The following is a 12,380-nucleotide window of genomic DNA, read 5'->3' as shown; positions in this document are numbered from 1 at the left end:
CCATGGCAGCGATAGGCAGCGTTGCCGAACTCTGGCGCTATCCGGCGAGTTCGCTCGCCGGCGAACGCCTGGAGACGATCGCGGTCGGCACCGAGAGCATCGAGGGCGACCGTATGTTCGGCCTGGTCGATGCCTCCGACAATGAGATCGCCCGGCCCGATCGCGAGCCGAAGTGGCACAAGGTGCCGCGCATCCGCACCCGGCTGACGGGCGACCGCGGGCTCGAGATCGCGATTCCCGGCGCGGATTGGCTGGCGGCGCCCGGCGCCGAAAGCGATCGTGCCGTTTCCGACTATCTAGGCTTTCCGGCCTCGATCCGTCCGTTCGGCCTGGAGAACGCCCCGCCGGCCTATACCGGCCCGTTGACCGAGGCGCGCTACCGCAAGGCGCCGATCCATCTGTTGACCACCGCCTCCCTGGCGCGCCTGAAGGCGCTGCATCCGCAAGGCACTCCCGACCCACGCCGCTTCCGTCCCAACATCGTCATCGACATGGCGGCGGTCGAAGGCACTTTCCCCGAAACCGAATGGATCGGCAGGAAGCTCGCCGTCGGCGACCTGCTGTTGACCATTTCCGAGCCGTGCCGCCGCTGCGGCTTCACCATCATCGCCCAGGACGGTTTCGACGACGACCCGGCGATCCTGCGCAATCTGGTGCGTCATAACGCGCACAATCTCGGCGTCTACTGCACCGTCGACCGCGCGGCCAGCGTCAAGGTCGGCGACGGGATGCGATTCGCCTGAATTACCGGTATAGGTCCGCCCGCGTCGGCGGCAAGCCACTCGGGCCCCGCGTCCGCTTGGTGGCGACCGTCTGGAAAATCTGCGCCGAGGCACGATCGAAGGCGATCGAACAGCCGGTCAGGTAAAGCAGCCACAGCCGCGCCTTGGCTTCTCCCACTTCGGCGATGGCCTCGTCGAAGCGCGCATGCAGGCGCTCTGCCCACAGCCGGCAGGTGCGGGCGTAGTGCTCGCGCAGATTCTCGACGTCGTGGACGAGGAAGCCATGTGCTTCCAGATTGCCGCACGTCATGCCGATCGTGTCGATCTCGCCACCCGGGAAGATGTATTTGATCAGCGCCTTGTATTCCGAGCCCTTGCGCAAGGTCTTCTTCATGCTGCCCTTGCTGCGCCTGGTGATGGCATGATGCAGATAGATGCCACCCGGCTTGAGCAGGCGATGGACGGTCGAGAAGTAGGCGGCGTGGTTGGCCAGCCCCAGATGTTCGAACATGCCGATCGAGGATATCTTGTCGAAGCTTCCGGTGAGCTCGGCATAGGATTTTATCTCGATTGTGATCCGGTCCTCCAGCCCCTCGGCCCGAATGCGTTCGCGGGCGAGTCCGGTCTGGGCCTCCGACAACGAGACACCATGGCCGACGACGCCATGATGCTTCGCCGCATGGATCAGCATCGCGCCCCAGCCGCAGCCGATATCGAGCAGGCGGTCGCCAGGCTTCAGCCGGAGCTTGCGGCAGATATGCTCGAGCTTGTCGGCCTGGGCCTGGTCGATGTCATTGGCGAAATCCTTGAAATACCCGCAGCTGTAGACCATGCGCTCGTCGAGGAAGAGCCGGTAGAAGGCGTTCGATATGTCGTAGTGATGCTGGATCGCCTGCTTGTTGGAGCCGCTGACAAAGGGATTTTGCCCGGCGAGATCGGCGCGTTGCGTCATCTGCCTTCGCGAGAACAGCACGGCCGGCAGGTCGCGCATGATCGCGAGCTTCGGCAGCGCCTTGAACCGCAGCTTGCCTTGTGAAGGCAGCGCGTAGAGGTCAAACAGCGACCCCTCCTCCACATCGACCGCCTTGGAAATCCACATCTCGACCAGCGTCGAGAAATTTGGCCGGCGGGCCAGTTGCCAGACGATGTCCTGGTCGTTGATGGCAAGCACCGGGCCGCCGGCCGGACCGATGCGCTCGCCGGTCCAAAGCCTGACGGCAAAGCCCGGCTTCAACGCCTCGACGACCGTGCGAACGATGCGTGCTGCTCTTTCGGTAGCGTCCATGCCGTCCCCCACTACATTCGGTAGGCCGATCTTGTCCGCTTGAACCCCTGGCCGCAACCCGATTGCACGAAAGGACGCGGCCAAGCCGGAAAAACGTCTTTTTCCATCCGGCGTCTTGTCTTTTGCTGCAACGCACCCCATCATCAGTGCGTGTTCAACAAACTGAAAGGAGGTGATCCGATGTCGAGTGATTTCGTTTTCCAGAACGTGGCCTCAGCGGATTGCACTTTCGGGAAGCAGTCTTCCCGTTAAGGCGCGAGATGCGCGGCGGGCGACCCCTCGGGTTGCCGCCAGGAGCCGCGCCATGGACGGAAACACGGAAGGCCGCCGGCTTCGAAAGAAGCGGCGGCCTTTTCCTTGTGCGGCTTACTGCGTCAGCGCGACCTTTTCGGTGTTGCGGATGATTTCCTGAAAGGCGGCGTCCAATTCCACCCCGGTCGACACCTCGAAATAGTGTTTTTGAGCGGTGGAGGCATCTTTCGACGAACAGTCCTTCAGCACCGCCTTTGCCTGATCCCGCTCGGTTGCCGACATGTCCTTGTTGTTCAGGTCGAAGCCGATGGTGAAAATTTCGATGCCGTCATTTTTCATGTTGCCGCACAGCGTTTCGGCGTTGCCGCGCGCAAGATTGCCCTGGCTGTTGTAGCGGCCCCCGGCGCCGGCGAAGGCGGTATTGAACTGGCCATCGGTCATCAGGATCGCGACCTTGGCGATCTTCTTCGCGTTGACGTCCGAGGCGCCGTTGCCGAGGCCGGCATTCTTGATCGCAACGCGCCATTGCGGCGACAGCATATAGTAGGTCCACTGAATGGCGATCGCGCCGGCGGTATAACCCTCAGCCTGGAAGTCGTCGATCGAACCAAGCAATGCGCCGGAATCGGCGGTCAGCGGGATCACTTCCGCATCGGGGCACTTGTTCATTCCGCCGCCATCGAGATGATCATCCCGGTTGACCAGGGCGTAGTACTTCTTGCCGTTCTTGTCCGTGCGAACAGCATCTGGGCCGTCGGCGCTCAAATCCGCGTCGCCATTTTTGTCCTTGCGCTCCGTGGCGCAATTATCGGGGCGTGGCATCGCCGCGCCGACAATGGAGATGTAGTCGCTGAAGGACGGCAGCAAATTTTTGCCCGTCTTGGCGACGAGAAGCGAACTGCCGGCGACGGGTGGCAGCTCAGAGCTCCCTGGCTTCTCGGCATAGACGTTTTCGGCCAGCTTGCCGGCATTCACGCCGGATGCGTAAGGCACAATCGCGACGCGGATGCGGGGGTTCTTCGGATCCTGGTTCCGGAGCATCGTCCGAACGGCGTTTTTCGCTGCTGCTTTCAGATCGCCGATCTTGTCGACCTTGCCCCGCTTCGCCATCGAGCCTGTTATGTCGAGCATCATGGCCACCTCGATCTGCTTGTCCGAATAGAGCGCTGTCGTCGAGGCGGGAACGCGCTGCATGTCGCGCGTGCCGAACAGCGGGAAATAGAAGGCGACGTCGGCATGGGCCTCCGCCTGCACCGTCCTGGCGGTCCTGTCGACCGTCAGCCTGTCGAGCACGATCTGGTTGGCCTGCAGGATGCCGGCCGTGCTGTTGGCGTCGAGGAAGGCCTGCACCGATTTGTTGGCATCGGCCTCCTTGATGACGCCGGTCGTCAGGTCCCGCGCCGTCGACGTCACCGCGGCGTCGACCACGCTCTGCAGGCTCGATTTGGCGTTGTAGAGCTGGGTGATGTTGACGGCGAAGCCGACGCCCAGCACCAAGACCGAGGCGGCGAATCCGAACAGGATGGCGAAATTCCCGCCGCGATGCCTGGCAAAGTCGCCGGCCGCGTCCACAAGACCCCCGAAAATCCGCATCGTTCTCTCTCCGCTCGCCCCGGCCTCGTCGCCGGGCAAACGGATCGATGCAGGATTCCGGCCGGGCGCGGCCAGCGGCCGCGCACCAGGGACTAGACACTTGTTTTTACTTCGCTTTCAAGGATGGAAAGGTGAATGGCCGGTAAACGCCAATGCTGCGTTCGCGCGGCATTTACGAAGCGCTTACCAAGATCCTGCATGTCGCGGCACAGGGCGCGCGGCCGTGTCCCGCCGCGGCACAGCGGCACCTGTGCCAGAGCGAGGCAGTATGGGGATGCATGGAAACCCGGCTCAAGCCAGCATCTGCGCGGTGACCGTCCTGTCGATGGCGTGGTAGGGCGGGTTGAACAGATTGTTCTCCTGTTCGTAGGTCCATACCTTGAACAGGCTGAGCCGGTGCGGGCCGAAACTGTGCAGCAACGGCACGTCGGTGGCATCGCGTCCGCGCGCGATGACGATGCGGCCGATCCTCGGAACATTGTGGCGGGGGTCGAACGTGTACCACTTGCCGTCGAGAAACACTTCCATCCAGGCCGAGAAATCCATCGGCGCCGGATCGGCCGGCACGCCGATGTCGCCGAGATAGCCATTCACATAGCGTGCCGGAATGTTCATGCAGCGGCAGAGCGTGATCGCCAGATGGGCGAAGTCTCGGCAGACGCCGACCTGCTCCTCATGCGCCTGCGCCGCGGTGCGGGTCGAGCGGGCATAGCCATAGCCGAAGGACAGCCGGTTGTGGACGTAATCGACGATCGCCTGCACCCTCGCCCAGCCGGACGGCAAACGGCCGAAAAGCTCCCAGGCGAACTGGCTCAGGTGATCGGTCTCGCAATAGCGGCTGCCCAGCAGATAAAACAGCACCTCGTTGGGCAGCTCGGCCACCGGCACCTCGCGTGCCAGCGTGTTGACCTCGTCCGTCTCGCCGCTGTCCTCGACCACGGCATCGTAGAGGATGCGAAAAGTGCCGGCGGGTGCGGTAAAGCGGCGGCACGAATTGCCATGCAAATCGCTGTAGAGCCTGGTCGGAACCGCGGGCGACGTCAGCATGCGCGTCTGCCGCTTGATGTCGGCCTGCCTGTCCCTGTGGATCTCGAGCATTGAAATCACCGGCGTGGCTCCAGCGCATTCAATGGCCATTTCGTAGCCGAGCCGAATCAGCATCGCGTCCCCCTTCGATGGTCGTGGAAAAGCAGCGAAGTTGAAACGCCGGAGGCGGATCGCGGTTCCCTGACTTGCGGAAAAGGGGACTGGCCGAAAAGGTGGCCGCGCGGCTTCCAATGCCGGCGCCGGGACGTTACCATCGGCGCTCCCTCGAAAGACCTCCCCGAAATCAAGGAAAATCATGTACGCAGGCAGAAAATTCGCCGCCTTCCTCTTCGACATGGACGGCACGCTCATCAATTCCATTGCCTCGGCCGAACGGGTGTGGAGCGACTGGGCGCGGCGGCAAGGGCTCGACGTCGCCGCCTTCCTGCCGACGATCCATGGCGTGCGGGCGATCGAGACGATCGCCGGTCTGGCGCTCCCGGGCGTCGATCCGGCGCATGAGGCCGACCTCTTGCTCAAGGCCGAAGCCGCCGATCTGGAGGGCATTGTTCAGATCGCCAGCGCCGCCGCGTTTCTCAACGCGCTCCCGCCGGGGCGCTGGGCGATCGTAACCTCGGCACCGCGCGAACTGGCGCTCTTGCGCATGAAGGCCGCCGGCATCCCCGTCCCTGCCGTGCTGATCGCGGCGGAAGATGTTTCACGCGGCAAGCCGGCGCCCGACTGCTTTCAGCTCGGCGCGACGCGGCTCGGTGTCGATGCGCGCGATTGCCTCGTGTTCGAGGATGCCCCGGCGGGCATCACGGCGGCCGAGGCGGCGGGCGCAGCGGTCATGGTCATAAACGCCACCCACCGGCATCCCCTGGCGACGCGGCATGCCGCGATCGCTGGCTACGACGCCATCGGCGTCACCGTCGACGAGCGCGGCTGGATCGCGCTCCAGCCGCAGCCAGCGGCGGCGGCGGCCTTCTAGGCTCTGGCGACAATCAAACACCCGATTGCCAGCAAATTAGCTGTTTGCTGGGCCGGCATATTAGAAATCGCTGGTCAGGCCCTTGATCTCCCAGTCGCCGTAGCGGCCGGGCTCCTTGCCGCCGCGGCCGCCGACTTCCTTCGGCACCGCGGCTTCCTTGCGGCGGTAGTCCTCGCGCCGCGCCGCGGCCTCTTCAAGCGCGCGGCGGGCGGCGGGCGTCAGCGTCTTCAGCCGCGCTTCGTCATCAGTGGCAGGTGTTTTACTGGTCTCGTCGTTCATGCGATATTCCGGCGGATTGAAACAGGCCGATTGAAACGGGTACCGGCGTTTCCCATCATATAGCGATGAGCCCACGAGGATCGACCCCCTTACATCACGACCAGGACGGGAGCAGACGATGAACACACTTCGCACCGCCATGCTTCTTGCCGCGATGACCGCGCTGTTCATGGGCGTCGGCTTCCTGATCGGTGGCACGGGCGGCATGATGATCGCCTTCCTGATCGCCGCCGCCACCAATCTGTTCAGCTATTGGAACGCCGACAAGATGGTGCTGTCGATGAACCGCGCCGTCGAGGTCGACGAGAAGAACGCGCCCGAATATTACGCCATCGTGCAGGCACTGGCCAAGCAGGCAGGCCTGCCGATGCCCAGGACCTACCTGATCGACAATCCGCAGCCCAACGCCTTCGCCACCGGCCGCAACCCGCAGAACGCGGCTGTCGCCGCTTCCACCGGCCTTTTGCAACGGCTGACGCATGAGGAAGTGGCCGCGGTGATGGCGCACGAGCTCGCCCACGTCCAGCACCGCGACACCTTGACGATGACGATCGTCGCCACCTTCGCCGGCGCCATCTCGATGCTTGGCAATTTCGCCTTCTTCCTCGGCGGCAACCGCGACAACAACAGCCCGTTCGGTTTTGTCGGCGTGCTGGCGGCGATGATCGTGGCGCCCTTTGCGGCGATGATCGTGCAGATGGCGGTCAGCCGCACCCGCGAATACGAGGCCGACCGGCGTGGCGCTGAAATCTGTGGACACCCGCTGTGGCTGGCCTCGGCGCTTGACAAGATCGCCCGGGGCGCCGAACGCATACCCAATCCGGATGCCGAGCGTAACCCGGCGATGGCTCATCTCTTCATCATCAACCCGCTGCACGGCGAGCGCATGGACAGTCTGTTCTCCACCCACCCGAGCACCGAGAACCGCATCGCCGCGCTGCAAGCGATGGCGCAGCGCATGGACGGTGGTGTATCGCGGTCCCCGCAGCGCCAGGCGCCAGTGCCGCCGCAGGCCGACGAGCCGCAATCGGCAGGACCGTGGGGCAAGCCGGCCGCGCCGGAACCGCCGGCAGAGCCCAAATCCAATCCATGGGGTCGCAATCCGACCGGGCCCAAGGGCCCGTGGTCGTGAGCGTGGCGGGCAGAGCACCTCGACGCACAGGTGGTCAGGAAGACAAAAAGGACGGCGAGTTCGTTGCCGGCCTTGCCGCCCGCAAGGCGGCGGCGCGCCTGCTGGCAGCTGTCATCGATGCGAGGACGCCGCTCGACGGCCTGACCGACCATGAAAACGGCCATCCGCAATACAAGGCGCTGGATCTGCGCGATCGCGGTCTTGTGCGCGCCATTCTGGTCACCGCGCTGCGCTATCGCATGACCATTGCCGGGCTGCTGGCGCGGCGTCTGGAAAAACCGCTGCCGGCCAATGCCACCGCGCTGTCGCATATTTTGCATGTGGCGGCCGCGCAGATCCTGTTCCTCGACATTCCAGACAGCGCCGCGGTCGACCTCGCCGTCACCCATGCCAAGTCCGATCCCCGCACATTGCGCTTTGCCGGCCTGGTCAACGGTGTGCTGCGCACGCTCGCGCGGATCAAGGAGGCTGAACTTCCAGAGGCCCTTGCTACCACCGACGAAGCGCCGAAATGGTTTTCCGACCGTTTGAAGGCCGCCTATGGCGTGGACGAGGCCGGACGGATACTCGCCGCCCACCGCCAGGAGGCCCCTGTCGATTTCTCGGTCAAGGCCGATCCGGAGCACTGGGCCGAAAGGCTCGGCGGCATTGCCCTGCCGACCGGCACGATTCGGGTGGAGAAGCTTGCCGGCCCGGTCACCGAACTGCCTGGCTTCGCCGAAGGCGCCTGGTGGGTCCAGGATGCCGCAGCCGGCCTGCCTGCCCGGTTGCTCGGTGATGTCGGCGGGCTTCGCGTCGCCGATCTCTGCGCCGCGCCCGGCGGCAAGACCGCCCAATTGATCGTGGCCGGCGCACGCGTCACCGCGATCGACACCTCGAAGAACCGGCTGGCGCGGCTGGCGCAGAATCTCGAACGCCTCCGCCTGTCGGCGGATATCGTGCAGGCCGACCTCCTCCAGTACGAGCCGGACGAGCTGTTCGACGCCGTCCTCCTCGACGCGCCCTGCTCCTCGACCGGCACGGTGCGGCGGCATCCCGACGTGCCATGGACCAAGACTGTGGCTGATGTCGAGAAGCTCGCCGATCTCCAGCGCCGGCTGCTCGCGCGCGCCGTCACCCTGGTTAAGCCGGGCGGAAGGATCGTCTTTTCGAACTGTTCGCTCGACCCACTCGAAGGCGAGGAGCTTTATCGTGGCTTCCTCGCCGCGACGCCTGGCGTCGTTGCCGACCCGCTTCGCGCCGGCGAGATCGTCGGCATCGATCCCTTCCTGACGCAGGAAGGCACGTTGCGCACCACACCTGCCGACCTCGATCTGGGCTCGCCGGAACGTTCCGGTCTCGACGGCTTTTTCGCCGCGCGCATGCGTCGCGCCGGCTAGGGCAATTCCACGAAAGCTGCGTGATGATTCTCCGTCCGGAATTGCGTGGAACAAGGATCTGGAGCGGAGTATGGATGCCCATCGGGCGCTGAACCGCTCCGGGGTTTAAGCATAGGAAGCTGCTGACTTTTTTGGGGAGCATCCGCGGCCAAGCCAGGCGGAGCGTCACCGCTCGCGGGAATTCGCCTTCGCATGAATCGTTGAATCAGATAAGCTTGCCCTTGGGATAGAGGACGATCAGGAGGGGTTTTGGCACTTGCTGCCGGCAACACGACGCGTCTGTGGGCGCTTGTCGCGAAGGAGTTTTGGCGCAAAACGCGCCGGCGCCTGCGTGCCGGACCGGTCTATCGCTGGCGCTATTCCGGCCGCACGCCCGAACGGGTGCTGATCGCGCCGCCGGACCTGCGGCTGGCCGACCCGCAGATCGCGCTCGAGATCTACTATGGCCGCTATCCCCTGTCGGGACATATGGTCGAGACCGGCGGCAAGTCGCCCTTCCAGATCAGCGTTCCCAATTACGGCTGGCAGAAGACGCTGCATGGCTTTCGCTGGCTGCGTCACATGCGCGCCGCCGGCACCGAGCTTGCCGCCGCCAATGCGCGTGCGCTGGTGTCCGACTGGATCGCCACGCATGGAAACAACATTTCCGGCATCGCCTGGGAGCCCGGCACGGCCGCCAAGCGCATTATCGCCTGGCTGCAGCATTCCTCGATCGTGCTGCAAGGCGCTGAATTCCCGTTCTACCGCGCCTTCCTGAAATCGCTGGCCGTCCAGATCCGCTACCTCAGGTCGATGGCACGCGAAATGCCTGACGGCAAGGACAGGCTGCGCGCCCGCATCGCCCTCGCCTTCGCCGCCCTGTCGCTGCCGGCGCCCGCATCGGCGCTGCGCGGCGCCACCCGCAATCTCGCCGAGGAACTGGACCGCCAGATCCTTCCTGATGGCGGCCACATCTCGCGCAACCCAATGGCGGTGCTGGAAATCCTCGCCGACCTTTTGCCGCTGCGGCAGACCTACGCCAACCAGGCGGAAGCGCCGCCACAGGCCCTGATCGGCGCCATCGACAGGATGCTGCCGGCGCTGCGCTTCTTTCGCCACCAGGACGGCAGCCTCGCCCGCTTCAACGGCATGGGCGCCACCATCCATGACCGCATCGCCAGCATCCTGCGCCACGACGACACCGCCGGCTCGCCGTTGCTGCACGCACCGCATTCGGGCTATGAGCGGCTGTCCATGGGTGGCGTCACCGTCATCGCCGACACCGGCCTGCCGCCGCCCGTCCACGTCTCCAATGCCGCCCATGCCAGCTGCCTTGCGTTCGAGCTGTCGTCGGGCCGCCAGCATTACATCGTCAATGCCGGCATCGACACCTATGGCGCCGCCGAATTCCGGCCCCTGGCCCGCGCCACCGCCGCGCATTCGACCGCCACCATCAACGACACCTCGTCGGCGCGGTTCAGCCATTCGCTGCGCATCAACGATCTTCTGGGGTCGCCTTTGATCGGCGGCCCGCAGCATGTGCAGTGCAAGCGTATCGACCAGAAGGGCGTTCAAGGCTTCATCGCCCGCCATGACGGCTATATCCAGCGCTTCGGTTTCCTGCACGAGCGCGAGCTGAAACTGTCCTCGAACGGCAATGTGCTGACCGGCAGGGACCGCTTCCAGCGTCCTGGAGGTGCGGCGATCCGCAACAATGGCCGCGATTTCGTCACCGTGCGCTTCCACGTCCATCCCGACATCAACCTTTTGCAGGACGAGCATGACCGCCTGGTGCTGACCGCCGAGCAGGCCGACAGCTGGGTGTTCACCTGCACCGAGATGGTGCCGGAGGTCGAGGAATCGATCTACTTCGCCGGTCTCGGCGGCCCGCGCCGAAGCCGGCAGATCGTGCTTGCCTTCAAGCCGTCCGACATCGCCGAAGTCCACTGGCAGCTCACCCGCACCTCTATCGCCGGCTATCCCGAAAACAACTGACCGCGCCTGCGCTGACCGAGCTTGCGCCTTGATTTCCTGATCTCATATGATACGGCGCGGGCCTGCCCCTCCAGCCGTGAAAGCACGCCCATGGCCGTCGCCGCCAAGAACATTCCCGCTCCCGACCTCGTTCCCGTGCGTCGCGCGCTGCTCTCCGTCTTCGACAAGACCGGCCTCATCGATCTCGCCAGGGCGCTCGCCGCTTCCGGCGTCGAGCTGGTGTCGACCGGCGGCACGGCAAAAGCGATCGCCGATGCGGGCCTGGCGGTCCGCGACGTCTCCGAGCTCACCGGCTTTCCCGAGATCATGGATGGCCGCGTCAAGACCCTGCACCCGTCGGTGCATGGCGCCCTGCTCGGCGTTCGCGATGATCCCGATCACGCCGCGGCGATGCACAAATATGGCATCGAGCCGATCGACCTGGTCGTCTGCAATCTCTATCCGTTCGAGGAAGTCCGCCGCTCCGGCGCCGACTACGCGGCGATCGTCGAGAACATCGACATTGGCGGCCCGGCGATGATCCGCGCCTCGGCCAAGAACCACGCCTATGTCGCCATCGTCACCGATCCCGGCGACTATGCCTCCGTGCTCAATGCGCTGGAGATGAATATCGGCTCGCTTTCGCTGGATTTCCGCAAGAAGCTCGCGGCCAAGGCTTTTGCCCGCACCGCCAGCTACGACGCGGCAATCTCGGGCTGGTTCGCCGAGGCGCTGGAGATCGAGCACCCGACCTGGCGCACCTTCGGCGGCAGGCTGGAGACCGTGATGCGCTATGGCGAGAACCCGCACCAGGGCGCCGGCTTCTATGTCAATGGCGACAAGCGGCCGGGCGTGGCCACCGCGCGCCAGCTCCAGGGCAAGCAGCTTTCCTACAACAACATCAACGATACCGACGCCGCCTTCGAGCTGGCCGGCGAGTTCGACCCGGCGCGCTCGGCCGCCGTCGCCATCATCAAGCATGCCAACCCGTGCGGCGTCGCCGAGGGTTCGACGCTGAAGGCGGCCTACGCCAGGGCGCTGGCCTGCGACCCGGTCTCGGCCTATGGCGGCATTGTCGCTGTCAATCGCATCCTTGACGCCGAGGCCGCCGAAGAGATCGTGAAGACCTTCACCGAGGTCATTATCGCGCCCGGCGCCACCGACGAGGCGGCAGCGATCGTGGCCGCGAAGAAGAACCTGCGCCTGCTGGTCGCGGGCGGCCTGCCGGATCCGCGCGCGATCGGCACAACCGTCAAATCCGTCGCCGGCGGCCTGCTGGTGCAGGGCAGGGACAACGCCGTCGTCGACGACCTCGAACTGAAGGTGGTGACGAAACGGGCGCCGACGCCGGCCGAACTGGCCGACCTGAAATTCGCCTTCCGCGTCGCCAAGCACGTCAAGTCGAACGCCATCGTCTACGCAAGGGACAGCGCCACGGTAGGCATCGGCGCCGGGCAGATGAGCCGCGTCGATTCCTCGCGCATCGCTGCCCGCAAGGCACTCGACGCCGCGGAAGCGGCAAGCTGGGCCGAGCCGCTGACCAAGGGCTCTGTCGTTGCCTCCGACGCCTTCTTCCCCTTCGCCGACGGCCTGCTGTCGGCCATCGAGGCCGGCGCCACCGCCGTCATCCAGCCCGGCGGCTCGATGCGCGACGACGATGTGGTTGCCGCTGCGGATGAACACGGTATTGCGATGGTGTTCACCGGCGTGAGACACTTCAGGCATTGAGCACTTCTTCCCTTCTCCCCTTGCGGGAGAAGGAAGAGTG

Annotated in this window: 10 protein-coding genes; 6 read left to right on the top strand and 4 right to left on the bottom strand. The window is 65.0% G+C overall.

What is annotated here, in order from left to right; genetic code table 11:
- Window positions 1-2 precede the first annotated feature (2 nt).
- Window positions 3-743, top strand: a complete 741-nt coding sequence (locus tag FJ443_RS03670) for an MOSC domain-containing protein (protein WP_140662797.1) — start codon at window positions 3-5, stop codon at window positions 741-743.
- A gap of 1 nt (window position 744) precedes the next feature.
- On the opposite strand, the gene FJ443_RS03665 is transcribed toward FJ443_RS03670, so the two are convergent.
- From FJ443_RS03665 to FJ443_RS03655, 3 genes are all read right to left on the bottom strand, one after another.
- The gene (locus FJ443_RS03665) at window positions 745-2,007 is read right to left on the bottom strand and encodes a cyclopropane-fatty-acyl-phospholipid synthase family protein (RefSeq protein WP_140662795.1); all 1,263 of its coding nucleotides are present in this window, start codon (window positions 2,005-2,007) and stop codon (window positions 745-747) included.
- A 366-nt stretch (window positions 2,008-2,373) separates the two neighbouring features.
- The gene (locus tag FJ443_RS03660; RefSeq protein WP_140662793.1) at window positions 2,374-3,852 is read right to left on the bottom strand and encodes a TadE/TadG family type IV pilus assembly protein; all 1,479 of its coding nucleotides are present in this window, start codon (window positions 3,850-3,852) and stop codon (window positions 2,374-2,376) included.
- Between the two features lie 291 nt (window positions 3,853-4,143).
- On the bottom strand, window positions 4,144-5,013 hold the full coding sequence (locus FJ443_RS03655) for a transglutaminase family protein (RefSeq protein ID WP_140566726.1): 870 nt from the start codon (window positions 5,011-5,013) through the stop codon (window positions 4,144-4,146).
- Between the two features lie 181 nt (window positions 5,014-5,194).
- On the opposite strand from FJ443_RS03655, the gene FJ443_RS03650 reads away from it, so the two are divergent.
- Window positions 5,195-5,869 carry an HAD-IA family hydrolase gene (locus FJ443_RS03650; protein ID WP_140662791.1) on the top strand — a complete coding sequence of 225 codons (675 nt, stop codon included), beginning with the start codon at window positions 5,195-5,197 and terminating at the stop codon, window positions 5,867-5,869.
- A gap of 60 nt (window positions 5,870-5,929) precedes the next feature.
- Here the strand turns inward: FJ443_RS03650 and FJ443_RS03645 are convergent, their stop codons facing one another.
- Window positions 5,930-6,148, bottom strand: a complete 219-nt coding sequence (locus tag FJ443_RS03645) for a DUF1674 domain-containing protein (protein ID WP_140518225.1) — start codon at window positions 6,146-6,148, stop codon at window positions 5,930-5,932.
- 118 nt (window positions 6,149-6,266) lie between these two features.
- Here FJ443_RS03645 and htpX point away from each other — a divergent pair, with 118 nt between their 5' ends.
- The 4 genes from htpX to purH all read left to right on the top strand — a co-directional run bounded on the left by htpX (window position 6,267) and on the right by purH (window position 12,340).
- Window positions 6,267-7,280 carry a zinc metalloprotease HtpX gene (gene htpX / locus FJ443_RS03640; protein WP_140560732.1) on the top strand — a complete coding sequence of 338 codons (1,014 nt, stop codon included), beginning with the start codon at window positions 6,267-6,269 and terminating at the stop codon, window positions 7,278-7,280.
- On the top strand, window positions 7,277-8,659 hold the full coding sequence (locus FJ443_RS03635) for an RsmB/NOP family class I SAM-dependent RNA methyltransferase (protein ID WP_246681191.1): 1,383 nt from the start codon (window positions 7,277-7,279) through the stop codon (window positions 8,657-8,659). Before htpX ends, FJ443_RS03635 begins: the two co-directional genes overlap by 4 nt.
- Before the next feature lie 249 nt (window positions 8,660-8,908).
- Window positions 8,909-10,633 (top strand): heparinase II/III family protein, encoded by a 1,725-nt coding sequence (locus FJ443_RS03630; protein ID WP_140518222.1) that lies wholly within the window; start codon window positions 8,909-8,911, stop codon window positions 10,631-10,633.
- Window positions 10,634-10,723: 90 nt separating this feature from the next.
- Window positions 10,724-12,340: a bifunctional phosphoribosylaminoimidazolecarboxamide formyltransferase/IMP cyclohydrolase gene (gene purH / locus FJ443_RS03625; RefSeq protein ID WP_140662786.1), complete on the top strand. Its 1,617-nt coding sequence runs from the start codon at window positions 10,724-10,726 to the stop codon at window positions 12,338-12,340.
- Window positions 12,341-12,380 lie beyond the last annotated feature (40 nt).

Source organism: Mesorhizobium sp. B2-6-1, from assembly GCF_006440475.1.
Classification (GTDB): Bacteria; Pseudomonadota; Alphaproteobacteria; order Rhizobiales; family Rhizobiaceae; genus Mesorhizobium.
This window is presented reverse-complemented; position numbering and strand designations above follow the sequence as displayed.

Bases quoted from the DNA above. Each gene is read 5' to 3' on its own strand.
- FJ443_RS03670 (WP_140662797.1), top strand. From the start codon at position 3: ATGGCAGCGATAGGCAGCGTTGCCGAACTCTGGCGCTATCCGGCGAGT.
- FJ443_RS03665 (WP_140662795.1), bottom strand. From the start codon at position 2,007: ATGGACGCTACCGAAAGAGCAGCACGCATCGTTCGCACGGTCGTCGAG.
- FJ443_RS03660 (WP_140662793.1), bottom strand. From the start codon at position 3,852: ATGCGGATTTTCGGGGGTCTTGTGGACGCGGCCGGCGACTTTGCCAGG.
- FJ443_RS03655 (WP_140566726.1), bottom strand. From the start codon at position 5,013: ATGCTGATTCGGCTCGGCTACGAAATGGCCATTGAATGCGCTGGAGCC.
- FJ443_RS03650 (WP_140662791.1), top strand. From the start codon at position 5,195: ATGTACGCAGGCAGAAAATTCGCCGCCTTCCTCTTCGACATGGACGGC.
- FJ443_RS03645 (WP_140518225.1), bottom strand. From the start codon at position 6,148: ATGAACGACGAGACCAGTAAAACACCTGCCACTGATGACGAAGCGCGG.
- htpX (WP_140560732.1), top strand. From the start codon at position 6,267: ATGAACACACTTCGCACCGCCATGCTTCTTGCCGCGATGACCGCGCTG.
- purH (WP_140662786.1), top strand. From the start codon at position 10,724: ATGGCCGTCGCCGCCAAGAACATTCCCGCTCCCGACCTCGTTCCCGTG.